We start from the raw sequence: 24,174 nt of genomic DNA, 5'->3' as shown, positions 1-24,174 counted from the left end.
GATTTTAGATTGGAGTAGACTATGAAGAATGATTTATTAAGAGTCGGTGTTATTACATCTACTCATGGAATTCGTGGTGAAGTTAAGGTTTTTCCTACAACAGATGATCCACAAAGATTTAAAGATTTAAAGGAATGCATCATTGCTGCAAAAAGAGAGAATATTAATGTTACAGTGGAATCTGTGAAGTTTTTTAAGCAGTATGTTATAGTTAAATTCAAGGAATTTTCTAATATCAACGATATTGAAATCTATACTAAGTGCGATTTAATGGTTACTAGAGAAAATGCAGTTAAGCTCGAAGAAGGAGAATATTTTATCTGCGATTTAGTAGGCCTTGAGGTTATTACAGATGAAGGCCAAAAGATTGGTAAGTTAAAGGATGTCCTTGAGACTGCTGCCAACAATGTCTATATTGTAGAAGATGAGGATGGGGATGAAATCCTTATTCCTGTTATAGATCAGTGCATTTTAGGCCATGACCTAGAGGCTGGCACAATCACTGTTCACCTACTTGATGGCTTATTGGATTTAAATAAAAAATAAAGCTTGCATAAAGCGAGGATTTATGATAAATTAATAAAGTTGTGAGATAACGAGATGGTCCTCTGTTACAATTCCTGTATTAAGAACATCCAGATTAATAGGAGGTCACACATGGCTAATAGTATTATTAAGAGCATCGAAGATGCACAGCTTAAGGCTCAGGCACCTGAGTTCAGAACAGGTGATACAGTTAAGGTATCAGCTAAGATTAAAGAAGGAAACCGTGAAAGAATTCAGGTTTTCGAAGGTACAGTAATTAAGAAGCAGGGTACAGGCGTACGTGCTACTTTCACTGTAAGAAAGATTTCTAACGGAGTTGGCGTTGAGAAGACATGGCCACTTCATTCACCTATCGTAGAGAAGGTAGAAGTTACTAGACGTGGTAAGGCTAGACGTGCTAAGCTTTATTACTTAAGACAGAGAACAGGTAAGGCTGCTAAGGTTAAGGAATTAGTTAGATAATTAATTTACGTTAGTGGATCTATAAAGCCCGCAACTTATGTTGTGGGCTTTTTTTTTCTACATTTTTTTGATATAATCTAGTTTGTTTGTAAATTAATAAAGTTGGGAGAGAATATGGTGATATGGTAGCATTTAGAAGAAGATACCACGAAAACAAGCAATTGCTATTCGTGTGTAAATATATTGTTGATGTAATAATGGTGATTGTGGCAGCTTACGTTTTAGTGAGCTTTATAGCCTATAGAGATACTAATGTGGGTAACTCCATGAACTCTATTTTAAAGGATGGAGATACAGTTTTAGTTAACCGTTATGCCTATTCTTTAGCTAACCCTAAAAGATACGACGTTATTGCTTTTAGCGTAGATGGTGTTAACTCATCTAAGATTTATATTAAAAGAGTAATTGGTCTTCCAGGAGAGACAGTGCTTATTAAAGACGGCAAGGTCTATATTAATGGTGAAGAGTTAGAAGACGATGTGGTGGATACAGAGATTTTAACTGCAGGTCTTGCAAGCACAAGCATTACCCTGGACAAGGATGAATATTTTGTTCTAGGTGATAATAGAAACAATAGTGAAGACAGTCGTTTCTCATCTATAGGAACAGTAAAGGAAGACAATATAGTTGGCAAGGTTTGGTTCATTTTAAGCCCTGTTAAACGTATTAAATTTGTATCATAATCAATCATAACTATCATTGAAAGGTGATTCTATATGAGTAAAGAAATTAAGAAAAATTTTGGAAAGTCAGCTTCTAAGGGAAGAGCTGCCAGAAAGGCTAGCAAGACTTTTGATAAAAAGGAACACGATAGAAAAATTCAAGAACGTAAACTTGAAAAGAAGAAGAAAATGGAAGCTAAGGAAGCAGCAGGAGATAATAACAAGCTTGCAACTTTTAACTGGTATCCAGGTCATATGACTAAGGCAAAGCGTCAGATGCAGGAAGATATTAAGCTTATCGACCTTGTAATTGAAATCGTTGATGCAAGAGTACCAAACAGTTCAAGAAATCCTGATATTGATGAATTAGCTAATAATAAAGCAAGAATCGTTATTCTAAATAAGGCAGATTTAGCTGATGATAAGCTAACTAATGCTTGGATTAGCTATTTTAAGGAAAAGGGCTTTTACTGCCTAAAGATGGATTCAAGAAAGAATAACGGCTTTAAGGAATTAAACGAGATTATCCTTGAATCTTGTAGTGAGAAGATTGAAAAGGACAAAGCAAAGGGTATTGTTGGTAGACCTATTAGAGCCATGATTGTTGGTATTCCTAATGTGGGTAAGTCTACATTTATCAATGCCTACTCCGGTAAGGCTTCAGCTAAAACTGGTAACAAGCCTGGTGTAACAAAGGGTAAGCAGTGGATTAAGATCAAGGGTAATATCGAGCTTCTTGATACTCCTGGTATTCTCTGGCCTAAGTTTGAAGACCAGACAACAGGACTTAGACTTGCCATGATAGGTTCAATTAACGACAACATTTTAAATAAGGATGACTTAGCCCTTGAGGTTATTAAGTACTTAAATAAGTATTATGCCAATAACCTAAAGAAGCGCTATGAGCTTGAAGATAGCGAGATTGAAGAGGCTAAGGCAAATTATGAAATGGCAATTAATGAAGAAACTGCAACTAGCCTTGCAATTATGGAAGTTATTGCCTTAAAGAGAGGTTGTATAAAGAAGGGGGCACAAGCTGATTTTGAAAAGGTATCTAATATTATTTTAGATGACTTTAGAAGTGCTAGACTTGGTCTCGTTTCTCTTGAAAGACCTTAATTTATCTAAGCTTAACTAAAGTTTAGGAAAATGGAGCATTATATGACATTAAAAGAAGAACGCGAATTAAAAAAGAAGAAAAAAATGGAAGAAGAAATGGCCAGAGTTGAGGCCATGTTTGAATATGAAAAGCAGCATCCTGATTGTGAGTATATCGCAGGTATCGATGAAGTAGGCCGTGGCCCTCTTGCAGGTCCTGTGGTTACTTGCTGCATCATTATGCCAAAGGATGTAAGAATCCCTTATGTAAATGATTCTAAAAAGGTTACTAAAAAAAGACGTGAAATGTTATATGATATAATTATGGAGAAGGCAATTGCCGTTTCCATTGGTGTCAATGATGAGAAGAGAATTGATGAGATTAACATTTTACAGGCAACTTATGAAGCTATGCGTAAAGCTATTAACAATTTAGAAGTAAAACCCGATATATTATTAAACGATGCAGTTAATATTCCTGAGATAGATATTCCTCAGGTTCCAATCATTAAGGGTGACGCTAAAAGCTTTACCATTGCCTGTGCAAGTATCATTGCTAAGGTTACAAGAGATAGAATGATGGAAGAATACGACAAGAAATATCCAGGCTACGGCTTTGCAAAAAATATGGGTTATGGCACAAAGGAACACACAGATGCCCTAAGAAAGCTTGGCCCATGTGAAATTCACAGAAGAACTTTCATAAAGAATTTTGTGGATTAAATTGATTTGAAATTAAATTTTTAAGTTAGTTAAGCAAGCTATAAAGTTGGCAAAAGATTTACCGTTACTAGAAACTAATAATTAGTATAGTGGGGGAATTATGGAGATTAATCTTTCAAAGCTATTTAATAACCAAAATATAAATACTAATCAGAATCCCGAAGGAGAGGTTTCAAGCACTTCTCTTAGGGAGTCTGCCAACCTTTTAAAGAATGTTGTTAATAGCAATAATTCTGAGAACGCTATAACTGTGCTTAAAAATATGCTAGCTGGAGATACATTTTCAGGGCTTGTAACCAATGTATCTGAAGGCAGCGTTGAAATTCTCCTTAATCAAAATGTAAAGATAAACGCCAGTCTCTCAAAAGGTGTTAATATCTCTAAAGGAGAGAACCTAACCTTTATGGTTGAAGATAATCAAAATGGCAAGGTTCATATAAGACCGCTTGATTCTAACGGTCAGGCAAACACTGTAATTAACAGAGCTCTTGAGGCTGCAAATCTTCCTGTGAACGAGAAGAATATAAACATTGTAAAAGAGCTTTTATCCCTAAATATGCCAATTAATAAAGAAACCATCACTAACTTGGCTCGTCAAATGGCAAAATTCCCAGAGGCTAATTTAAACAGCCTAGCTAATCTAACAAGACTAAATATTCCAATTAATAAAGAAAATATCGGACAATTTGAAGCCTATAAGCAATTCGACGCAAAGATAGAACAAAGCCTAAATACACTAGAGTCAGATTTTTTCAAAGACTTAGAAGGGCTTATAAATAATAAGGATCAGGCAGGAAATCTTGCCACTAAGGGCGATGCGCAAGGAAATAATCCTAGCAATCTAGTGGGAAATCCTAATGAGGCTAATGCCTCAGCCTTAGGAGAGAATGTCCAAAATTTACAAAATGATAATCTAGCTAACGCCCGAGATATTCTCAAATCAACTATAAATAATCTATACAATGGTGTAGCAGATTCAAAGGATAATACACTAGATACATTTTTATCAAAAGAAAGTTTAAATAATCTAGCGAGCCTCGTAAGCGATAAGGAGTTAGCAAGCCAGATTAAAGAGGGCTCAATTACTACAAGAGACCTGTTTACTAAGCTTTTTAATTCTGAAAATGCATTATCAAACGAAAATCTTGCAAAGCTTATTGGCGACAAAGACTTTAAGAGTCTTTTCCATGAATTAATTAATGAGACCATGAAGCTTAGCCCTAAGGAAGTAGGGGAGTCTGAGGACGCTATTAATGAATTTTACAATAAATTAAAGAAAAATGTGGACGAGCTATCTAAGGATTTAAAGAACCTAAATATTAGCCCACAGACCGAGAAAAACGTAGACAATCTAAAGAATAACATTAACTTTATGAACGAGCTTAATAGAAATCTTATGTTTATGCAGATGCCAATTAAGTTTAGTGATAGCGAGGGAAACGGGGAGCTCTACGTTTTTAGTAATAAGAAAAATTTAAAATACGACCCAGATAATATTAGCGCTATGCTGCATCTAGACATGGAAAACTTAGGGCCTCTAGACATTTACGTAAAGCTAACTAATAAGACTAATCTAAGTACCAACTTTGTTCTAGAGTCCGATGAGATGCTAGATTTTATCTATGAGCATATTGATAAGCTTGAAAAGAGGCTATCAGAGCTTGGTTACGATACACATTTTGAAATGAAGACCAATGACGAGGCGGCAAAGAGTTTCGACTTTGTAAGAGATTTTATTGAGCGCGATTTAAATAAGACTAGTCCAATTGAGACCTATATATTTGATACCAAGGCCTAGCTATAACACTTTTGGATTTACTAATTTTACGGGGGTAAAATTATGGCGGAGAATAAGTTTCATTTTAATAAGGAAAATGTAAATAAAGACAGCAGTAAGAATAAGGACGGGGACAATAAGCAAAAAATTGCAGTTGCTCTTGAATACGTCCCTGGGGAAGATGCGCCAAAAATCATTGCTAGTGGTAAGGGGCATCTTGCAGAAACCATTATTGAAAAGGCCAAGGAGGTAAACGTGCCAACCTATGAGGACACGGGCCTTGCAAATACCCTATCTAAGCTAGATATAGGGGATATGATACCTCCTGAATTATATACAGTTGTTGCAGAAATACTTGTATTTGTGGATGACTGTGATAGAATAAGAGGAAAATTAAAAAATAAATAGAAAGGTTAAGCCATGAACAAAAGACAACTAGGGCAGGAGAATGAGTATTTAGCCCTCAAATACCTAACGGACAAGGGGTATAAAATTATTAAGAGGAATTACAGATGTAAATTAGGGGAAATAGATTTAATTGCTAAAAAAAATAATAGAATAATTTTTATCGAGGTTAAATATAGATCTAATAGCCGCTACGGAAATTCTATTGAGGCGGTAAATAAACGCAAGCAACAAGTCATAAGGCAGGTAGCTCGCTACTATCTTTTAACAAACTATCACAGTTTGGAAATCCCCATAAGTTTTGATGTAATTGGAATTGATAAGGACAAAATAACACACATAGAGAATGGCTTTTAAAAAATATGGAATTTAAATTAATTAATAACAAGGATTTTTTTGACGGACTAAAGGTGGGCTCTTGTATTGATTCCACAGAATTTGAGGAAGTCAAGGTGGCAGCCAATGAGGCTTTTAATCTAGAATCTGCTGCCAAAACTCAGGAAAACTCTAAGGGGGCTACTGCCAATACGACAGGAACTTTTACGAAATCTAACAAAGATCACAAGGTTGGTATTATTAGATTTAAGCCCTTTAAGGATTTAGACTTTATTGAGTGTGCCTTTTCTACTAGACTTGGTGGGGTAAGTACTGGCTACTCTGAAAGCATGAGCTTTTGCTATGATAGAGGAGATAGTAGAGAAAATGTTTTAGAAAATTTTAGAATTTTTTCTAAGGCCATTAACATTAGCCCAGACAGACTAGTCTATTCAAAACAAACTCACACAACTAATGTTTTATATGTAGATGAGTCAAATGCAGGCATGGGAGTTACAAAAGAACGTAACTATGACAATATCGATGGGCTTATTACTGATAAGAAAAATCTATGTCTTGTAACTTCCTTTGCAGATTGTGTTCCTGTAATCTTCGTTGATAAAAAAAGACATGTAATAGGCTCTGCCCACTCTGGTTGGAGGGGTACAGTAGGAAATATTACAAGAAACGTAGTTGAACAAATGGGACAAAAGTTTGGAACAAAACCAGAAGACTTAGTAAGCTTTATTGGCCCATCAATTTGCATGGATTGTTATGAAATCAGTGAAGATGTGGCAGAAGAGTTTAAAAAAGCCTATTCAAGTGAAGAACAAAAGCACATCCTCCTTGATAAGAAAAATGGCCACTACCAACTAAACCTTCACATAGCCAATTACTACAACATGCTAAACGCCGGCATAAAGCCAGAAAACATAAACGTAACTAATATATGCACCTGCTGTAATAAAGATTTACTCTTCTCCCATAGAGGAAGTCAGGGTAAACGTGGGTTACTATGCAACTTCATATACATAAAACAATAAACCTATCTCCAAGCGCGGTGAAACTCGCGCGAGTTTTGCGACAAAGTAAATGGAAGCAAAGACACAACTTCGAAAAGACAATTCTAATTACCTCGGTACTTAAAAAGCCCAGGATTGTAAAATCCCGGGCTTTTTTTAGTATCCGCTAGGTAATTAGCTTAGCGCAAGCGTGTCTTTGAGAAGTTAGTGTCTTTGCTGCAATGTACGTCCGTCACAAAACCTCGCGACTTTTCTACACTCTCGACTCTACAACCCCCTACGCTTCTTAATCTCTAGCTCTTCCTTTATCAACTTATTCTGTTTCTTCTTATTCCCAACTCTTATAAAGTAAACAAGCAATGCCAAAATTGCTACGGGAATGGCAGCAGTAATGATTACTGATAAAGTTTCGGAAACGACTCCATTTTCTAAAATCGAAGATTTAACTTCTGTATACTTAGCGGAGTTTAAAACAACTGCCATATTAGCAAGCATCTCATCTGTTACAGAATCTGTATTTGTCTGGATTGCAAAATTGTAAATGTAGCCATTAGCTACTGTATAATACTTTGTTGCGTAAACAACCACACCTTCAGTAGTAGTTGAAATGTTATATGTCATAAAATAGGGCTGATCATTAAAGTATTCTATGCCGCTATCTAAAATTTCTTCTTCCTTATATTCTGTCTCTAAATTGGATTCTGATTCAATGTAGGAATCAAATAGACTATTTAAATCACTTTCGGATAAAGTGTTAAAATCGGATAGAGACTCATTTGCCTTAACACCAGTAATTGCAAGTTCATAGGTCATATCTGCATCTACAGCTTCTAAGTAACAATTATTGGCTATCATAGAAGTCTGAACTTCTGAGGCGTCTGAGGCACCAATTAATTCTAGATAGGAATTGTTATTAGTAGTAGACTGCGTAAAGCAAATCAGCTCACTTGGAACTTCTATCTTTAAATTGATGGCGGAAAATTGTAGGCTCTTCGTGTCTGTATCAGCAAAGCTTGTAACTTTGTTAAAATTTAAGAAGGACACCGTAAAAATTCCAACCATTAAACATGATAAAACTCTTCTTTTTATTTTGTTAAACTTCATCAAAAACCTCCCAGAAATCAACTAGTTTCAATAATCGGTATAATATCATAGACCTTTACAAAAAGCAATTAAACTGATATTATAAATCAGTATATTTACATTAAAAATTTATTAATAAGATTAGGATGAATAATTATGAGTAAACCTATTGTAGCTGTTGTCGGAAGACCTAATGTTGGTAAATCAACATTATTTAATTGTCTTTGTGGGCAACAGATTTCTATTGTTAAGGATACTCCTGGTGTTACAAGAGATAGAATTTATGCCGAGGTTACTTGGCTTGATAAATCATTTACACTTATTGACACAGGTGGTATCGAACCAGATTCAAAGGATATTATTTTATCCCAGATGAGAGAACAGGCTCAGATTGCCATTGATACTGCAGATGTCATTGTATTTATGACAGATGTTAAGCAGGGCTTAGTTGATTCAGATGCTAAGGTGGCAGATATGCTTAGACGTTCACATAAGCCAGTTGTACTTTGTGTTAACAAGGTAGATAACTTTGATAAGCTTATGCCTGATGTCTACGAATTTTATAACCTTGGAATTGGCGATCCAATGCCAATTTCTGCAATTAGTAAGTTAGGTCTTGGTGACCTACTTGATGAGGTTATTAAGCATTTCCCAGAGGATGCTGATACTGAGGAAGAGGATGACAGACCTAAGATTGCTGTTATTGGTAAGCCAAATGTTGGTAAGTCTTCCCTTATTAATAAGCTCATGGGAAAGAACAGAGTTATTGTAAGTAATATAGCAGGTACAACAAGAGATGCTATTGATACAGTAATTAAGTACAACAAGAAAGACTATGTATTTATTGATACAGCGGGTCTTAGAAGAAAGAGCAAGATCAAGGAAGAACTTGAGCGTTTCTCAATCATTAGAACAGTAGCAGCAGTTGAGAGATGTGATGTAGCTATTTTAGTTATTGATGCAACTGAAGGCGTTACAGAACAGGATGCAAAGATTGCTGGTATTGCCCATGAAAGAGGTAAGGGTGTTATTATTGCCGTTAACAAGTGGGATGCCATTGAGAAGAACGATAAGACAATTTATGAATTTACTAATAAGATTAAAGATACATTGTCATTTATGCCATATGCGGAAATTATGTTTATTTCAGCACTGACAGGACAACGTCTAGCTAAGATTTATGAGTTAGTAGATGAGATCATTGACCATCAGACAATGCGTATACCAACTGGTGTACTTAACGAAATCTTAACAGAGGCTGTTGCTATGAAGCAGCCACCTTCAGATAAGGGTAAGAGACTTAAGATTTATTACATGACTCAGGTTTCTGTTAAACCACCAACCTTTGTTATGTTTGTTAATGACAAAGAATTAACTCATTTCTCATATACAAGATATATTGAGAACAAAATTAGAGAATCCTTCGGTTTTAGAGGAACTCCAGTAAGATTTATCAACAGAGAGCGTAAGGAGAAAGACTTGTAATGTTAGCACGAATATTATGTTTAGTTTTAGGATATCTTTTAGGTTCTATAATCCAGGGCGGATATTGGCTTGGAAGATTTAATCACATCGATATTAGAAAATATGGTAGCGGAAACGCTGGTACAACAAATGTTATGCGTACCTTAGGTAAGAAATATGGCTTCTTAACTTACTTTTTAGACATTTTCAAAGTAATACTTGCAGGAATCATTGTTAACTTCTGCATAGCGCCACATTTTAACATATCAGAATTATTATTATTCTTATATGCCGGCTTTGGTACAGTACTTGGACACAACTTCCCATTCTATTTAGGCTTCAAGGGTGGTAAGGGTATTGCAGCAACTTCAGGACTTGTAATTGCACTTATACCTTTCCCTCATTATTGCTTTGCATTTACACTTTTTGGACTTATTACATTCCCATTAGTGTTATTTACAACAAAGTATGTATCCCTTGCTTCCCTTATTGGAATTGCAGGTTTCTTTATTGAATTTGTAATTTGGGATTTAGTTGGTTTCCTACCATTAAACGGAACTGAACATGTAGAGGCATGCATTATAGTATTCTTATTTGCTGCACTTGGCTTTATTAGACATGCAGCTAACATAAAACGACTTATTAATGGAACTGAAAGAAAGATGGGAGAGAAAAAGAATGGCTAAAATTAGTATTATGGGCGCCGGAAGCTGGGGCTTAGGATTATCTATTTTACTAAACAACAATGGACACGAGGTAACTGTTTGGTCTGTATTTGAAGAGGAACTTGATGTATTAAGAAAGAACCACGAGAATACAAAGTGCCTTCCTGGAGTTAAGATTCCAGAGACTATTAAATTTAACGGTAACACTAAGGAAGCAGTAGAATCTGCTGATATCTTAGTGCTTGCAGTTGCTTCACCTTATACTCGTTCAACTGCAAAGTTACTTGCACCTTTTGTAAAAAATGGACAGTATATCGTTAATGTTGGTAAGGGTATTGAAGAAAGTAGTCTAATGACTTTATGTGATGTTATTAAGGAAGAAATTCCTCAGGCTACAGTAGCTGTACTTTCAGGACCAAGCCACGCAGAAGAAGTTGGTAGAGGTATTCCTACAACTTGCGTTATTGGTACTGCAAAGAAGGAGGATGCAATTTTCTTACAGAACATCTTCATGAGTGATGTATTTAGAGTATATATTAGTCCAGATGTACTAGGAATTTGCCTTGGAGGCTCACTTAAAAATGTTATCGCCCTTGCAGCAGGTATCGCTGATGGCCTTGGCTATGGTGATAATACTAAGGCAGCCCTTATTACTAGAGGTATTGCTGAAATCAGCCGTTTAGGTCTTGCTATGGGAGCTAAGGTTGAGACATTTGCTGGTTTATCAGGTATTGGAGACTTAATCGTTACTTGTGAGAGTATGCATTCTCGTAACAGACGTGCAGGTATCTTAATCGGTAAAGGTTACACAAAAGACCAGGCTATGGAAGAAGTAAAGATGGTGGTAGAAGGCGTTTATTCTGCTAAGGCAGCCCTTTTACTTGCTAAAAAATATAACGTTTCAATGCCAATTGTAGAGCAGATTAACAAGGTGCTCTTTGAAGATATGAATGCTTCTCTTGCAGTTTCTGAGCTTATGCTTAGAGATAAAAAGATCGAAGCAGATAGTATTTCATGGGAATAAAAAAGTGGGTTATGAAATAGGGCTAATGTGTCATTAGTCCTATTCATTTAGGTATAATGGTATAGATTACCCATTTTTTTATACTAAAATTTGATTTATACTTTATATATTGGAAGAAATGTTATGAAGAGAGGATAGTTATACATGGCGCATATTAAACAATTACTAAACAGAGCTTATATTTCTAATCGTTTAAAGGATAAGTTAAGCTCATTTGAGCAGTACAGATACAATTTTATCTGTGCGCCAACAGGGTATGGTAAATCTATTGTTTGCCGTACATTTTTTAAGAATTACCCAGGCTACACAATCCTTTGGATTGATGCAGACACATCAAAGGAGATTTTCTGGAACAATTTATGCAATGCTATTAAGCTTGTTAGCCCAACACATGCAGCACAATTTTCAAATTTAGGATTTCCTACAACAGAAGAAGAAGTTAACGAGCTTTGCTCATTAATGTCTAACTTAACTAACGAAAGAGCACAGACAGTTGTTGTTATTGATAACTTTGATAAAGTCTTTGACGATAATCTTGCAACATTCTTTAAGATAAACTACGCTGCGACTACACCAGGTCTAAAGTATGTATTTCTTATACATGAATTACACTATCAAGATATTATCAATTTAATTACTAAGAATGAAATCGGATGTATTGATAAGAGTGACTTAAGCTTCGTGCCTGAGGACATTTATGATTATTTTAGATTAAATGAAATTATAGTTGATATTGAAATTGCTAAAGACATTTACAATAAAACAATGGGTTGGCCATATATTGTAGAACTCTATATGGATCATGATGGAGATAAGGCAAAGACTTCATCAAGAGAGAACCTTGATAATTTTATTGAAACTAACATATGGTATAACTTAGACGATTCACTAAGAGATTTCTTAATTAATCTCTCAGTATTTCATAAATTTACAATCAGCCAGTGCGTTGCACAGACTAAGCTAGATGAAAGAACATGCCTAGAATATTTAAGAAGAGTCTCACTTATAGACTATGATAAATTATCTAGAACTTATAGCTTTAATCCTGTATTTAAGAACTTCATGCAGAAGGTCTTTAAGGAAAAGCCAAAGGATACAATTAAGGAAATCACTATGAGAGCTGCGGATACATACCTCTCTAATAGCGATTATTTCTATGCAATTAAGCTTTATAATGAGTCTAATGAGTATGGAAAGATTTATACTTGCGATGCAAGCCTTAGTAGCCTTTATAGCTATATTATTCGCGAGAATAAGGATATGTTCTTTAATGTTGCCAACCAGTATTGGAAGGTAGATAAGAAGGGAAAGTATGAATTTTCAATTATTATGTGCTTTGCCATGTTCTTATATAACGAGAAGAACACAATGGAGGCCTTAATTAAGGATATTGAAAATGATATCAAGAACGATGATTTAGTAGATGAGATTCAAAAGAACTCATACCTTGCTGAAATTCAGTATATCAATGCTTTCTTTACTTATAATGATTTTAACAAGATGAATGAGGACTTTAAAAAGGTTACATATCTTACAAAGTCACCTCTAAATCTTATTTCATCACAGTATCCATTTAGTTTTGAAAGCCCTTCTATTATGGCTCTTTACCATAGAAGAATCGGCGGATTAGATGTGGAGATGTTCTCACTTGAGGATTGCGCACCTAATTATTATAGAATTACTAATGGACACGGTAAGGGCTTTGAAGCATTAATGAAGGCAGAAAGTCTTTACAATAGAGGCGAGATAGATGGTGCTGAAATTCTTTGTCATAAGGTTATTTATATGGCAGATAGTAGGAATCAGCATGATATCTATATTGCAGCTAACTTCCTTATGGCACGTATTTCCATTTATCATGGAGCTAATGATGCCTACAAGGAATACATGAACAATATTGAATTTAGACTTACATCTAATGAAGATGCAGCTAACAACTTATCTAAGATGGTGGATGTGTGCAAGGCATTTATCTATACTGACTTAGATGAGGTTGATAAGATAAGCAACTGGCTAAAGGATGAGAAGAGTATTGAAGATCATGCTAACTTTATTTCCCTTAGTTATGTAAATGTTGCATTGTGTAAATACTTAATTCTTACAGAGGAGTATCATCACTTCCTTGGAATTAGTGGACAGTTAATCGGCTTAAGTAAGTTATTCTCTTACATAGTGCCAAGAATTTACACATACATTTTCCTTGCAATCGCTAATAACGAAACTAATGATTCTGAAAAAGCTAAGAGATTCTTACTTGAGGCTATGGAATTAGCTGTTCATGATAGAATTATTATGCCATTCGTTCAGAACTATTCATACATTGGCGATATGCTTGATGAAATCACAATCAGCAAGACTTTATCACCTTTTGTAAAGAGCATTAATAAGCATGCTAAGAACTATGAAAAGGGTGTTAAGACAGTTAAGAAGGCCGGAAGAATGTTAGCAGATTACGGCCTAACAGTAAGAGAGGCTGATGTTGCAAAGCTTGCCGCACAGCGTCTTACAAACAAAGAAATTGCAGAGCAGTTATTTATTGCAGAAAGTACTGTTAAATCTAACATGAAGGTTATATTTAATAAGTTAGGTATCAATTCAAGAGGCGACTTAAAGAACTTTTTTGAATAGTGATATGCTAAGAAAGGACACATATGAGAGTTATTGCAGGAAGTGCTAGACACCTCCCTCTTAAAACCATTGAGGGACCAGGAACAAGACCTACAACTGATAGAATAAAGGAAACCTTATTTAATATTCTACAATCAGATATCGTAGGATCAAATTTTCTAGACCTCTATTCTGGTAGTGGGGCTATTGGAATCGAGGCTTTAAGCAGGGGTGCTAAAAGTGCTACATTAGTTGAAAATGCAAAAAATGCTTGTGGGGTTATTAAGGACAATTTAGCATTTACAAAATTAGCAGATAAGGCTAACTTAATGGAATGCGATTGTTTATCAGCAATAAATCGTCTTAAGGGCGGTGAAATATTTGACATAGTATTCATGGATCCTCCATACGGAAAGGACTATGAGTTTGAAACATTAAAGGCAATTAAGCAGGCAGGAATAGTTGATGAATATTCAATTATTATTGTTGAAGAGGCCCTTGATGTTGACTTAGACTATGCAGAAGAGCTTGGCTTTGAATTAGTTAGAGCTAAGACTTATAAGACAAATAAGCATTTATTTTTTAAACTAAAGGGAGACAAATAAAGTGAAAAAAGCAATTTATCCGGGCAGCTTTGATCCGGTAACATTAGGTCACTTAGATATTATCGAACGTTCAGCAAAATTAGTAGACCACCTTATTGTAGGAGTACTAAATAACAAGGCTAAAACACCATTGTTTTCAGTAGATGAACGTGTTAATATGTTAAAAGAAGTAACAAAGCACATTCCAAATGTAGAAGTATTATCATTTAGTGGACTTTTAGTGGAATTTGCTAAAGAACACGAGGTTAACGCTATTATTAGAGGCCTTCGTGCTGTAACAGATTTTGAATACGAACTTGCAATGTCACAAACAAACAAAGTGGCTGCACCAAGCATTGACACTGTATTCCTTAATACAAGTCTTGAATATGCTTACTTAAGTTCAAGCATTGTAAAGGAGATGGCAATGTATCATGGGGACATCTCAAAATTTGTTCCAGAATATGTTATTGATAAAGTAAATGAAAAATATAATGCATCAAATAATTAGTTGAGGGAGAGAGAGTATGAGCAGAATTGAACAGATGATTAGCGACATTGAAAGTTATATCGACAGCTGTAAGTTCTATGGTTTATCAAAGAACAAGATTATTGTTGATAGAAGCGAGATGGAAGAGATGTTAAAAGAGCTTCGATTAAAGACTCCAGAAGAAGTTAAGAAGTACCAAAAGATTCTTAATAACAAGGATGCCATTATTGCAGATGCAAAGGAACAGGCAGAGGCTATTTTAAGAACAGCACAGGTTCAGACAGAGGAACTTGTTAATGAACATGAGATTATGCAGAGAGCTTACGCTCAGGCTAATGAACTTATTGAGACTGCTACAGCTCAAGCTCAACAAATACTTGATAGCGCAACAGGCGAAGCTAACGACATTAGATACGGCGCAATGCAGTATACAGACGATATGTTAGCTAAGTTACAGTTTATTATTGAACACTCAATTAGAGATAATAAGCAGAAGTATGAGTCATTACTTAATGGCTTAGAGGACGTTTTATCTGTTGTTAATAACAATAGAAACGAGCTTAAGGGTGCCACAGATGATACTGCTGAAGTAGCAGCAGAGACAGCAGAGACAAAGGCACAGAAATTAGATGATGAATCTGAAGAAGATTTATAATATTTTATAAGACATTATAATACATATACTAAAGCGATTGCTAAGCTATGAGCTTTGGTATATGTATTTTTTTGAACGCAGTGTAAGCAATCCCCCGCTTCAAAAGCGTAAGCTTTAAGCGGGGTGTAAAGCTTACTAGTGTCAGAAGGGGTTAAGCCCCTTCTGACAAGTGGCACAAAGTGCCACTGCGTTCATGAGGAAGTAGCGAAGCGGATTCCGAATGTCCGCTTTACCGCAGTGTAGAATTTAGGATTCTCTGCTTTAAGAAGTAATTTAAAGGAGTAGCTTATGAATTTACCAGAGAAATATCTAGCTTCCATGAAGGAAATGCTAGGCGATGATTTTGAAAGCTATCTTAACAGTTTTGATGACACAAGACTTTATGGTTTAAGAGTTAATAATTTAAAGATTTCAACTGAGGATTTCTTAAAGATTTCCCCATTTAAGCTAAAGCCAATTCCATGGATTGAAAATGGCTTTTATTATGAAGAAGAGGATAAACCCGCAAAGCATCCATATTACTTTGCAGGTCTTTACTATATACAAGAGCCAAGTGCTATGACACCAGCTAACGTCTTACCTATAAACAAGGGAGACGTAGTTTTTGATATGTGTGCAGCTCCTGGTGGTAAGTCTACTGAACTTGCTGCAAAGCTTGATAACACTGGCTTACTTATTACTAACGACATTAGTAATTCAAGAACTAAGGCTCTTTTGAAAAATGTAGAAGTTAACGGAGATAATAAAATCTGCGTCTTAAATGAAGATCCTAAGCAGATTAAGGATAGATTCTCTGAGTTTTTCGATAAGATTTTAATTGATGCTCCATGTTCTGGTGAAGGTATGTTTAGAAAGGACAACAAGCTAATTAAGGCTTGGGAAAAGACAGGTCCTGAAGTTTATGCTGAAATTCAAAGAAGCGTTATTATGTCAGGTGCAGAAATGCTAAAGCCAGGCGGAATGATGCTTTATTCAACATGTACTTTTAGTAAGCTTGAAGATGAAGAGACAATTAAGTATCTCTTAACTAATAGAGATGACTTTGAACTTGTAGATATTAAGCCATACGAAGGCTTTTCACACGGCTTTGAGGAAAGTGATTCTGACAAGGAAATGAACATTTCTAAAACCGTAAGAATTTTCCCACACAAGATGGAAGGTGAAGGTCACTTCGTGGCATTGCTTAAAAAGAAGGGCGAACTTGACCCTGATAATAATATACATTTTGTAAATCCAGGCTTTAATAATAAGGTGCCAAAGGAAGTTACTGATTTCCTTGATTTCTTTAACTTTGATTACGATAGCAAATATATCAATATCCGTGGTACATATTGTTATCTTGTTTCAAAGTATATGCAGGAAGAAAAGGGCCTTCGTATTATTAGAAATGGTTTACTTCTTGGAGAAATCAAGAAGAATAGATTTGAACCAAGCCAGGCTCTTGCTATGGCCCTTAAATTAAAGGATTATCCAAATGTAATTGATTTGGATGTAAATGATGAAAGAGTCGTTAAGTACTTAAAGGGTGAAACTCTTGACTGCGACGACTTTACAGATGTTAAAAACGGCTGGGTATTAATTGGCGTTTCTGGTTACCCTCTTGGTTGGGGTAAGTTTAACAACGGCCAGGTTAAGAATAAATATCTTGCTGGTTGGAGATGGATGTAGGAGATTATATGTTAGTAAGACTAGATAAACACTTGGTGGAAGCTTCTGTGGGCACAAGAAGTCAGGTTAAAGAGCTTATAAAGAAGGGCAGAATTTCTGTTAATGGTAATAATAAGTTAAAGCCTGAGTTAAAAATCGATAATGAAAAGGATAAAATTTTCTTTGATGGGCAAGAAATAATTCTAAAAAGATTTGAGTATTTCATGCTTAATAAGCCAGCAGGAGTAATTTCAGCAAGTAGAGATAAGAATGCAAAGACAGTTGTGGACCTAATTCTAGATAAAACAAGAGCGGATTTATTCCCTATTGGAAGACTAGATAAGGATACTCATGGTCTTGTAATTATCTCTAATGATGGAGACTTAGCTCATAAAATGTTATCTCCAAAAAAGCATGTAGAAAAGACCTACTATCTTAAAGCTAGGGGAACAATCGAAGCTAGCGTTGCTACTAAGTTTATGGAAGGCATAATCTTAAAAGATTCTTCAAAAGAAGATGGTAGTTTTAAGACTCTGCCAGCTAAACTAGAAATCTTAGAGACTAGTAATGAAAGCCTAGACTATATAGATGAAGATAGTAGAGAAGAGTGCCACTATGAAGGACTAGTTACCGCTTGTAGGATAACTATTAAAGAGGGCAAGTACCATCAGATTAAGAAAATGTTTAGAGCTGTGGAGTCTGAGGTTCTTTATTTACAAAGAGTTTCCATGGGAAATTTAGAGTTAGACCCTAACTTAGCAGAAGGCGAATATAGGGAATTAACAGAAAAAGAATTAGAGGATTTAAAGGCATTGGTATAAAGTTTTCTTACATAATTTATAACTAAGGGGATGTAATAATGGAAAAGGGACAAAAAGGATATATTGATCATAAGAAGAAGCTAAATTTAGGGATTTGTATTGGCTTTGTTTTTGTAATAATTTTACTATATGTTATTGGTTTATTAGTGTTTAAAACAAGAAATAACTACTGTACTTTAGTGGCTGTTATCTTAGTTTTACCCTTTGCAAAATTCTTAGTAAACCTAATAATATGCTTTAGAGCTAAGGCTATAGATAAGGATTTTTATGAAAAAATAAGAGCTACAAATTACCCACATACGGATTTTGATTTAATACTATCTAATAAGCAAAACCCAGTATCCATCGAGGCTCTAGCCCTTGATAATAACACTCTTTATCTTTATACAAGAGAGAAAATTGATGAGAATTTCCTAAGAACTAACATAAAGGAATTCTTATCTAATGTTAAGATTGATGCAAATGTAAACTTTATATCTAGTGAAGAAAAATTCATAAAAGAACTTAAGAGCTTAAATCTTAAGAATAGAGATGAAAAGGAAATCGCTAGAACTAAGTATTTAGAGAAGCAGATTTTAAATATGTGCGTGTAATGCGTAACATTTTTATTAATAAATTTACAAGGAAGAACTATGAAAGAAATTATTATAAGCAATAAAAATGCTAACCAGAGGCTTGATAAGTACCTAGCCAAATACCTATCAAATGCGCCTCTTAGCTTTATTTACAAGATGCTTAGAAAAAAGAATATAACTCTTAATGGTAAGAAAAGTGATGGCAAGGATTTACTTAAAAAAGATGATGTCATTAAAATCTTTTTTGCCGATGAAACCCTTGATAAGTTTACTAAGGGGGAGCAGGCTAAAGTAGATAACAAGCTTTCTGACTACTATAAGAAGATATATAAGGAGCTAAAGGTGATATATGAGGATGAAGATTACATTTTCATAGACAAACCAGTAGGCCTTCTTACTCAGAAAGCCAAGAATGATGATGTATCCTTAAACGAGCTTCTTATTGCTTATTTGATTCATAAGGGGGATTTAAAAATCGAAGATTTAGATACTTTTAAGCCTAGTGTTTGCAATAGACTTGATAGAAATACTTCAGGAATTGTTGCCTGTGGTAAGACTATTAAGGGCTTGCAGGAGCTTTCAAAGGGCTTTAAAGATAGAACTTTTGATAAATACTATATCACTGTGGTTAAGGGAGTTTTAACTAAGAAAGAGACTATTTCTGGCTCCTTAACTAAGGATAATAAGTTAAATAAGGTAAGTGTTAAAGATAGCAATGAGCTTGAGGAATACATTTCTACAAAATATACTCCCATTGCTAATAACGGTAAATATACCCTACTTAAGGTGGAACTTATAACTGGTAAGACTCATCAAATTAGAGCCCACCTAGCTTCCATCAATCACCCACTTATTGGAGATTACAAGTACGGTGATAGTAAGACAAATGAGTATTTTAAGTCAAAGTATAAGCTAAAGAGTCAGCTACTTACGGCTTTTGAGCTTAATTGCGATTTAGAAGATAAAAAGATAAATATTAAGAGTGAAATACCAAAGCTCTTTTTATCTATACTTAAAGGAGAGGGACTATGGGAACCTGGAATTCAAGAGGACTTAGAGGCGAAGCACTAGAAGAATTTATAAACATATCCATAGATAAATACAAGGAAAAGGGACTGGCCCTGATTCAGAAGATACCTACACCAATTAAACCTGTGAAAATGGATCAAAATACGAGACAGATTACACTTGCTTATTTTGACCAGAAAAGTACGGTGGACTACATTGGCGTAGTGCAAGGAATCCCAATTTGCTTTGATGCAAAAGAGTGCCAGACGGATACATTTCCCCTAGCTAATATCCATCAGCACCAGATAGATTTTATGAAGGATTTTGAGAAACAAGACGGAATTTCCTTTATTATTCTATACTTCAGCCATAAAAATGAATTTTATTACCTTCCCTTTAGAGACATCCTATATTTCTGGGAGCGCATGGAAAAGGGAGGCAGAAAAAGCTTTACCTATGATGAAGTTGATAAAACTTACAAGATTGGACAGGCAAATGGCGTAATTGTGCATTTTTTAGAGGCTATTAATATTGACTTAACCTCAAGAAATTAGTTACAATTTGAATTGAATACTTCTTTATAAGGGGTATATAGCAATAATATATAAAGGAGTTTTATCATGAAAGCTTTTAAAAACCTTTGCAGTAAGCTCTTAATCCTTATTCTAGTTTTTGTAACTAGTACAGGCCTTGTAAGCTGTAAGAAAAATGATGAGGGATTGCCTACGGATAAGCATATTGTTATGATGACAGCAACTTCTAATAGCGTTGGGGAATTTGATGCTAATGACGATTATTGGGAGTACAGCTCTTGGACAGTTTATTATGATGGAGTAGTAGAGTACAGCTCTAATTATAATATTTCTGGTGCCCTTGCTGAATCTATGTATGACTTATCTGAGGAAGATTTAAAGACTCTCTATACTCTTATCACAGAGATGAATGAATTTGAAGATTGTGAAGTTACAGAAGAATATGGTATCTCTTGGTACATCACCTATTTTGATACTAAAGGAAACTTGGTCGATTCCTTTTCAGGGGATGTAAGCGGAAAAGATTGCCTTACAGATATAGAAGATATTCTAGAGAATACAATTAAATAAAACGTTCGCGTTTTTTAAAGCCACTTCTTAAGCACTACCATGTGACTTAGGAGGTGGCTTTTTTACTTATATTGCTAGTATTTTAATTGACAAGAAAAGGATTATTATATATAATCATTTTATCTTAGTAGCAAATTAGCACAGTAAAACTTTACTGTATTAAATCGTTGGAATTCAAATAAGATATTAATAATAATAAAGAAAGTTGAGGATACTATGAAGAAAGATTTACTACATACACCGGAAGGTTTTAGAGACATTTATAATGGCGAATGCAATCAAAAGAAGATACTTGAAACTAGTCTTCATCAGGTTTGCCTCTCTTATGGATATAACGATATTGAAACACCAAGTATGGAGTTCTTTGATGTTTTTAATAAGGAAAGGGGCTCAATTCCATCTAATGAGATGTTTAAGCTCTTTGATAAATATGGTAACACTTTAGTTCTTAGACCTGATTTTACTCCATCTATTTCTAGACTTGCAGCAAAGTATTTTGAGGAGCACAGCCTTCCAATTAAGCTTTGCTATCAGGGTAATACTTTTATTAACGATAACAAGTACTATCAGGGTAGATTAAAGGAGAACACAGTTATTGGCGCTGAGCTTATTGATGATTCTTCAATTGAGGCAGATTTAGAAGTTTTAAGCATGCTTGTAGAGTGCATGAAAGCCTCAGGCCTTAAGGAGTTCCAGGTAGAAGTGGGAAATGTTGCATTTTACAACGGATTACTTAATGAAGCTGGAATTTCTGGGGAAGTGGCAGAAGAGCTTACAACTTTAATTAGAGAGAAGAACTACTTTGGTGAGGAGGAATTGCTTAATTCCCTAAACATTAAAGAGGATATAAAGAAGATTTTACTTGAACTTCCACAGCTTTTTGGTTCTGTGGAAATTCTTGATAGAGCAAAGAGCCTTACAACTAATAAGGACTGTCTTGAGGCAATTAAGAGATTAGAGGATCTCTACGAATTATTAAAGATTTCAGATTATGATAAATACATTAGCTTTGATTTAGGCTCACTTTCAATCCACTCATACTACACAGGCATTATTTTCTCAGCCTATACTTTTGGCACAGGCCAGGCAGTAGCAACAGGTGGTAGATACGATAAGTTAATGGGCCAGTTTGGTTCAGATAAGGCATCAATTGGTTTCTCCCTTGTAATTGATAGACTCATGGCTGCCATTGATAGACAAGGCCTTGAGTTTACTGGAAATTACTCTGGTGCACTTATTTGCTACAAGGAGGCAGCCCTTAAAAAAGCCCTTGAAAAGGCCAATGCTCTAAGAGCAAACGGTCAAAGAGTTTGCCTTATTAAGGATTGCGGTAAAGATCTTGAAACTTATAAGTCTTACGCAAAGAATTCATATTTGCTAGACCTTATTATGATTGATGAAAATGGATGCGAAAACCTTTGTAAATAGATTAAATCAGGAAGGAATTATTTATGAGATATATAACAGTAGCCCTTGCTAAGGGTAGATTAGCTAAGAAAGCCTTAGAGATTTTTGAAAATGTTGGCGTTACCTGTGAGGAAATGAAGGACGAGAAAACTAGAAAGCTTATCTTTACTAACGAAGATATTGCCTTTAAGTTCTTCCTTGCAAAGCCATCAGATGTGCCAACTTATGTAGAATATGGTGCAGCAGACATCGGTATTGTAGGTAAGGATACAATCCTTGAAGAGCAAAGAAACCTTTATGAGGTTTATGATTTAAACATTGGAAAATGTAAAATGTGCGTCTGCGGTCCTGCATCCGCTCGTGAAAAGCTACAACATCACGAACTTATTAGAGTAGCCTCAAAGTATCCTAATATTGCAAAGGATTACTTCTACAATAAGAAGCACCAGACAGTAGAGATTATTAAGCTTAATGGTTCTGTTGAATTAGCCCCTATTGTTGGCTTATCAGAAGTTATTGTAGATATTGTTGAAACAGGTGCAACTCTTCGTGAAAATGGTCTTGAAGTATTAGAAGAAATCGCTCCTTTATCAGCTAGAATCGTAGTAAATCAGGTTAGCATGAAGATGGAGAACGAGCGTATTAATAAATTCATAAATGATATTAAGAATTATCTTGCAGAAAGCCAGAATTAGAGCATATTATAGTCTTAGGATTATGATTTAATTAGGAGGAAGTTATGAGAATCGTAGAATTAAATGAGAATACAAAAAATGATATATTAAATAACCTTTTAAAGAGAAGTCCAAGTAACTACGGCAAGTTTGAGGATGCCGTAGCTGAGATTTTACTTAATGTAAAGGTTAAAAAGGATGAAGCAGTATTTAGTTATACTAAACAATTCGATAAAGCAAATATTAATGCAGACAATGTATTAGTTACTAAGGAAGAAATCGCTGCTGCCTATAAGGAAGTAGATGAGGAATTAGTAGCAGTTATTAGAAAGGCCTTAGTTAATATTAAGGACTACCACGAAAAGCAGAAGCAGTACAGCTGGTTTGATTCAAAGCCAGATGGAACTATCCTTGGTCAAAAGGTTACTGCCTTAGAGCGTGTTGGTGTTTATGTACCAGGTGGTAAGGCTGCTTATCCATCTTCAGTTTTAATGAATGTAATGCCAGCTAAGGTTGCTGGAGTTGATGAAATCATTATGTGTACTCCTTGCGATAGCGAAGGTAAAGTTTATCCTACAACTTTAGTTGCCGCTAATGAAGCAGGGGTTGATAAGATTTTTAAGGTTGGTGGAGCTCAGGCTATTGCAGCTATGGCTTACGGAACACAGTCAATTCCAAAGGTTGATAAGATTGTGGGACCTGGTAACATTTTCGTAGCTCTTGCAAAAAAGGCAGTCTTTGGCTATGTAAGTATCGACTCCGTTGCAGGCCCATCAGAAATCTTAGTTATTGCTGATGAGAGTGCTAATCCTCGTTTCGTGGCAGCAGACCTCTTATCACAGGCAGAACACGACGAGATGGCATCAGCTATATTAATTACAACATCAAAAGACGTTGCAGAAGCAGTTTCAAAGGAAGTTGATGGTTTTGTGGCTAAACTTAGTCGTAAGGAAATCATTCAGAAATCCCTTGATAACTACGGATATATCTTACTTGCAAATACTTTAGATGAAGCTATTGATGTAGCTAATGAAATTGCCTCTGAGCACTTAGAAATCGTAACAAAGAATCCATTTGATACTATGACTAAGATTAGAAACGCAGGTGCAATCTTCCTTGGAGAGTACTCATCAGAGCCTCTTGGAGACTATTTTGCAGGACCAAACCACGTACTTCCAACTAATGGAACAGCTAAGTTCTTCTCAGCTTTATCAGTGGATGACTTTATTAAGAAATCAAGCATTATTTCTTACTCTAAGGAAGCCCTTGAAAATGTACACCTAGACATTGAGAAATTCGCAACAGCAGAGCACTTAACAGCTCATGCAAATTCTATAAAGGTAAGATTTGAGTAAGA

Annotated in this window: 26 protein-coding genes; 25 read left to right on the top strand and 1 reads right to left on the bottom strand. The window is 35.2% G+C overall.

Annotation, left to right across the window (positions count from 1 at the left end; translation table 11 throughout):
• Nucleotides 1–21 precede the first annotated feature (21 nt).
• From rimM to pgeF, 9 genes are all read left to right on the top strand, one after another.
• Nucleotides 22–546 carry a ribosome maturation factor RimM gene (gene rimM, locus BLQ66_RS04830; RefSeq protein ID WP_027430728.1) on the top strand — a complete coding sequence of 175 codons (525 nt, stop codon included), beginning with the start codon at nucleotides 22–24 and terminating at the stop codon, nucleotides 544–546.
• Nucleotides 547–657: 111 nt separating this feature from the next.
• Nucleotides 658–1,008, top strand: coding sequence for a 50S ribosomal protein L19 (rplS, locus tag BLQ66_RS04825; RefSeq protein WP_034245423.1), 351 nt, complete (start codon nucleotides 658–660; stop codon nucleotides 1,006–1,008).
• A 122-nt stretch (nucleotides 1,009–1,130) separates the two neighbouring features.
• Complete coding sequence (gene lepB, locus BLQ66_RS04820) at nucleotides 1,131–1,691, top strand: signal peptidase I (protein WP_074521192.1); 561 nt, start codon at nucleotides 1,131–1,133, stop codon at nucleotides 1,689–1,691.
• Between the two features lie 168 nt (nucleotides 1,692–1,859).
• On the top strand, nucleotides 1,860–2,789 hold the full coding sequence (ylqF, locus tag BLQ66_RS04815) for a ribosome biogenesis GTPase YlqF (protein ID WP_074521359.1): 930 nt from the start codon (nucleotides 1,860–1,862) through the stop codon (nucleotides 2,787–2,789).
• A 42-nt stretch (nucleotides 2,790–2,831) separates the two neighbouring features.
• Nucleotides 2,832–3,491, top strand: coding sequence for a ribonuclease HII (locus BLQ66_RS04810; RefSeq protein ID WP_074521191.1), 660 nt, complete (start codon nucleotides 2,832–2,834; stop codon nucleotides 3,489–3,491).
• A 100-nt stretch (nucleotides 3,492–3,591) separates the two neighbouring features.
• On the top strand, nucleotides 3,592–5,289 hold the full coding sequence (gene fliK / locus BLQ66_RS04805) for a flagellar hook-length control protein FliK (protein WP_074521190.1): 1,698 nt from the start codon (nucleotides 3,592–3,594) through the stop codon (nucleotides 5,287–5,289).
• Nucleotides 5,290–5,331: 42 nt separating this feature from the next.
• Entirely contained in the window at nucleotides 5,332–5,676 is a 345-nt protein-coding gene (locus BLQ66_RS04800) for an EscU/YscU/HrcU family type III secretion system export apparatus switch protein (RefSeq protein WP_027430734.1), read from the top strand.
• Nucleotides 5,677–5,688: 12 nt separating this feature from the next.
• On the top strand, nucleotides 5,689–6,030 hold the full coding sequence (locus tag BLQ66_RS04795) for a YraN family protein (protein WP_027430735.1): 342 nt from the start codon (nucleotides 5,689–5,691) through the stop codon (nucleotides 6,028–6,030).
• A gap of 5 nt (nucleotides 6,031–6,035) precedes the next feature.
• Entirely contained in the window at nucleotides 6,036–7,031 is a 996-nt protein-coding gene (gene pgeF, locus BLQ66_RS04790) for a peptidoglycan editing factor PgeF (protein ID WP_083330271.1), read from the top strand.
• A 246-nt stretch (nucleotides 7,032–7,277) separates the two neighbouring features.
• On the opposite strand, the gene BLQ66_RS04785 is transcribed toward pgeF, so the two are convergent.
• Nucleotides 7,278–8,114, bottom strand: coding sequence for a hypothetical protein (locus BLQ66_RS04785; RefSeq protein WP_074521189.1), 837 nt, complete (start codon nucleotides 8,112–8,114; stop codon nucleotides 7,278–7,280).
• A 135-nt stretch (nucleotides 8,115–8,249) separates the two neighbouring features.
• Between BLQ66_RS04785 and der the strand changes: the two genes are divergently transcribed.
• The 16 genes from der (at nucleotide 8,250) to hisD (ending at nucleotide 24,172) form a co-directional block, all read left to right on the top strand.
• A complete protein-coding gene (der, locus tag BLQ66_RS04780) occupies nucleotides 8,250–9,578 on the top strand; it encodes a ribosome biogenesis GTPase Der (RefSeq protein WP_074521188.1) in 1,329 nt (442 codons plus the stop codon).
• On the top strand, nucleotides 9,578–10,243 hold the full coding sequence (plsY, locus tag BLQ66_RS04775; protein ID WP_074521187.1) for a glycerol-3-phosphate 1-O-acyltransferase PlsY: 666 nt from the start codon (nucleotides 9,578–9,580) through the stop codon (nucleotides 10,241–10,243). The genes der and plsY overlap by 1 nt, the downstream gene beginning before the upstream one ends.
• Complete coding sequence (locus BLQ66_RS04770; protein WP_074521186.1) at nucleotides 10,236–11,246, top strand: NAD(P)H-dependent glycerol-3-phosphate dehydrogenase; 1,011 nt, start codon at nucleotides 10,236–10,238, stop codon at nucleotides 11,244–11,246. Before plsY ends, BLQ66_RS04770 begins: the two co-directional genes overlap by 8 nt.
• Before the next feature lie 144 nt (nucleotides 11,247–11,390).
• Nucleotides 11,391–13,874, top strand: coding sequence for a LuxR C-terminal-related transcriptional regulator (locus BLQ66_RS04765; protein WP_074521185.1), 2,484 nt, complete (start codon nucleotides 11,391–11,393; stop codon nucleotides 13,872–13,874).
• A gap of 23 nt (nucleotides 13,875–13,897) precedes the next feature.
• Nucleotides 13,898–14,458, top strand: a complete 561-nt coding sequence (gene rsmD, locus BLQ66_RS04760; RefSeq protein ID WP_027430742.1) for a 16S rRNA (guanine(966)-N(2))-methyltransferase RsmD — start codon at nucleotides 13,898–13,900, stop codon at nucleotides 14,456–14,458.
• Between the two features lies 1 nt (nucleotide 14,459).
• The gene (coaD, locus tag BLQ66_RS04755; RefSeq protein WP_074521184.1) at nucleotides 14,460–14,948 is read left to right on the top strand and encodes a pantetheine-phosphate adenylyltransferase; all 489 of its coding nucleotides are present in this window, start codon (nucleotides 14,460–14,462) and stop codon (nucleotides 14,946–14,948) included.
• Nucleotides 14,949–14,964: 16 nt separating this feature from the next.
• The gene (locus BLQ66_RS04750; protein WP_027430744.1) at nucleotides 14,965–15,582 is read left to right on the top strand and encodes a hypothetical protein; all 618 of its coding nucleotides are present in this window, start codon (nucleotides 14,965–14,967) and stop codon (nucleotides 15,580–15,582) included.
• Between the two features lie 288 nt (nucleotides 15,583–15,870).
• Entirely contained in the window at nucleotides 15,871–17,250 is a 1,380-nt protein-coding gene (locus BLQ66_RS04745; RefSeq protein ID WP_074521183.1) for an RsmF rRNA methyltransferase first C-terminal domain-containing protein, read from the top strand.
• A gap of 8 nt (nucleotides 17,251–17,258) precedes the next feature.
• A complete protein-coding gene (locus BLQ66_RS04740) occupies nucleotides 17,259–18,050 on the top strand; it encodes a pseudouridine synthase (protein WP_074521182.1) in 792 nt (263 codons plus the stop codon).
• 38 nt (nucleotides 18,051–18,088) lie between these two features.
• Entirely contained in the window at nucleotides 18,089–18,643 is a 555-nt protein-coding gene (locus BLQ66_RS04735; RefSeq protein ID WP_074521181.1) for a hypothetical protein, read from the top strand.
• Between the two features lie 39 nt (nucleotides 18,644–18,682).
• On the top strand, nucleotides 18,683–19,696 hold the full coding sequence (locus BLQ66_RS04730) for an RluA family pseudouridine synthase (protein WP_074521180.1): 1,014 nt from the start codon (nucleotides 18,683–18,685) through the stop codon (nucleotides 19,694–19,696).
• Nucleotides 19,654–20,187, top strand: coding sequence for a Holliday junction resolvase RecU (locus tag BLQ66_RS04725; protein ID WP_074521179.1), 534 nt, complete (start codon nucleotides 19,654–19,656; stop codon nucleotides 20,185–20,187). The genes BLQ66_RS04730 and BLQ66_RS04725 overlap by 43 nt, the downstream gene beginning before the upstream one ends.
• A gap of 66 nt (nucleotides 20,188–20,253) precedes the next feature.
• On the top strand, nucleotides 20,254–20,736 hold the full coding sequence (locus BLQ66_RS04720) for a hypothetical protein (protein WP_074521178.1): 483 nt from the start codon (nucleotides 20,254–20,256) through the stop codon (nucleotides 20,734–20,736).
• Between the two features lie 216 nt (nucleotides 20,737–20,952).
• Nucleotides 20,953–22,164 (top strand): ATP phosphoribosyltransferase regulatory subunit, encoded by a 1,212-nt coding sequence (gene hisZ, locus BLQ66_RS04715; protein WP_074521177.1) that lies wholly within the window; start codon nucleotides 20,953–20,955, stop codon nucleotides 22,162–22,164.
• Nucleotides 22,165–22,187: 23 nt separating this feature from the next.
• Complete coding sequence (gene hisG, locus BLQ66_RS04710; RefSeq protein WP_027430750.1) at nucleotides 22,188–22,838, top strand: ATP phosphoribosyltransferase; 651 nt, start codon at nucleotides 22,188–22,190, stop codon at nucleotides 22,836–22,838.
• A 44-nt stretch (nucleotides 22,839–22,882) separates the two neighbouring features.
• A complete protein-coding gene (gene hisD / locus BLQ66_RS04705) occupies nucleotides 22,883–24,172 on the top strand; it encodes a histidinol dehydrogenase (RefSeq protein ID WP_074521176.1) in 1,290 nt (429 codons plus the stop codon).
• The last annotated feature ends 2 nt before the right edge of the window (nucleotides 24,173–24,174 follow it).

Origin of the sequence: Lachnospira pectinoschiza (assembly GCF_900103815.1) — a bacterium.
In the GTDB taxonomy this organism is placed as follows: Bacteria; Bacillota; Clostridia; order Lachnospirales; family Lachnospiraceae; genus Lachnospira; species Lachnospira pectinoschiza_B.
The sequence above is the reverse complement of the archived record's forward strand: the minus strand, read 5'-3'. Positions and strand labels throughout refer to the sequence as shown.

What these genes read in the sequence shown, in the direction of transcription:
- BLQ66_RS04745 (WP_074521183.1), top strand. Translation starts at nt 15,871, where the DNA reads ATGAATTTACCAGAGAAATATCTAGCTTCCATGAAGGAAATGCTAGGC.
- BLQ66_RS04725 (WP_074521179.1), top strand. Translation starts at nt 19,654, where the DNA reads ATGGGAACCTGGAATTCAAGAGGACTTAGAGGCGAAGCACTAGAAGAA.
- hisG (WP_027430750.1), top strand. Translation starts at nt 22,188, where the DNA reads ATGAGATATATAACAGTAGCCCTTGCTAAGGGTAGATTAGCTAAGAAA.
- plsY (WP_074521187.1), top strand. Translation starts at nt 9,578, where the DNA reads ATGTTAGCACGAATATTATGTTTAGTTTTAGGATATCTTTTAGGTTCT.
- BLQ66_RS04750 (WP_027430744.1), top strand. Translation starts at nt 14,965, where the DNA reads ATGAGCAGAATTGAACAGATGATTAGCGACATTGAAAGTTATATCGAC.
- hisZ (WP_074521177.1), top strand. Translation starts at nt 20,953, where the DNA reads ATGAAGAAAGATTTACTACATACACCGGAAGGTTTTAGAGACATTTAT.
- rplS (WP_034245423.1), top strand. Translation starts at nt 658, where the DNA reads ATGGCTAATAGTATTATTAAGAGCATCGAAGATGCACAGCTTAAGGCT.
- BLQ66_RS04720 (WP_074521178.1), top strand. Translation starts at nt 20,254, where the DNA reads ATGAAAGCTTTTAAAAACCTTTGCAGTAAGCTCTTAATCCTTATTCTA.
- BLQ66_RS04735 (WP_074521181.1), top strand. Translation starts at nt 18,089, where the DNA reads ATGGAAAAGGGACAAAAAGGATATATTGATCATAAGAAGAAGCTAAAT.
- rsmD (WP_027430742.1), top strand. Translation starts at nt 13,898, where the DNA reads ATGAGAGTTATTGCAGGAAGTGCTAGACACCTCCCTCTTAAAACCATT.
- BLQ66_RS04800 (WP_027430734.1), top strand. Translation starts at nt 5,332, where the DNA reads ATGGCGGAGAATAAGTTTCATTTTAATAAGGAAAATGTAAATAAAGAC.
- rimM (WP_027430728.1), top strand. Translation starts at nt 22, where the DNA reads ATGAAGAATGATTTATTAAGAGTCGGTGTTATTACATCTACTCATGGA.
- BLQ66_RS04740 (WP_074521182.1), top strand. Translation starts at nt 17,259, where the DNA reads ATGTTAGTAAGACTAGATAAACACTTGGTGGAAGCTTCTGTGGGCACA.
- BLQ66_RS04795 (WP_027430735.1), top strand. Translation starts at nt 5,689, where the DNA reads ATGAACAAAAGACAACTAGGGCAGGAGAATGAGTATTTAGCCCTCAAA.
- BLQ66_RS04810 (WP_074521191.1), top strand. Translation starts at nt 2,832, where the DNA reads ATGACATTAAAAGAAGAACGCGAATTAAAAAAGAAGAAAAAAATGGAA.
- hisD (WP_074521176.1), top strand. Translation starts at nt 22,883, where the DNA reads ATGAGAATCGTAGAATTAAATGAGAATACAAAAAATGATATATTAAAT.
- BLQ66_RS04785 (WP_074521189.1), bottom strand. Translation starts at nt 8,114, where the DNA reads ATGAAGTTTAACAAAATAAAAAGAAGAGTTTTATCATGTTTAATGGTT.
- BLQ66_RS04730 (WP_074521180.1), top strand. Translation starts at nt 18,683, where the DNA reads ATGAAAGAAATTATTATAAGCAATAAAAATGCTAACCAGAGGCTTGAT.
- fliK (WP_074521190.1), top strand. Translation starts at nt 3,592, where the DNA reads ATGGAGATTAATCTTTCAAAGCTATTTAATAACCAAAATATAAATACT.
- ylqF (WP_074521359.1), top strand. Translation starts at nt 1,860, where the DNA reads ATGGAAGCTAAGGAAGCAGCAGGAGATAATAACAAGCTTGCAACTTTT.
- pgeF (WP_083330271.1), top strand. Translation starts at nt 6,036, where the DNA reads ATGGAATTTAAATTAATTAATAACAAGGATTTTTTTGACGGACTAAAG.
- BLQ66_RS04765 (WP_074521185.1), top strand. Translation starts at nt 11,391, where the DNA reads ATGGCGCATATTAAACAATTACTAAACAGAGCTTATATTTCTAATCGT.
- lepB (WP_074521192.1), top strand. Translation starts at nt 1,131, where the DNA reads ATGGTAGCATTTAGAAGAAGATACCACGAAAACAAGCAATTGCTATTC.
- BLQ66_RS04770 (WP_074521186.1), top strand. Translation starts at nt 10,236, where the DNA reads ATGGCTAAAATTAGTATTATGGGCGCCGGAAGCTGGGGCTTAGGATTA.
- der (WP_074521188.1), top strand. Translation starts at nt 8,250, where the DNA reads ATGAGTAAACCTATTGTAGCTGTTGTCGGAAGACCTAATGTTGGTAAA.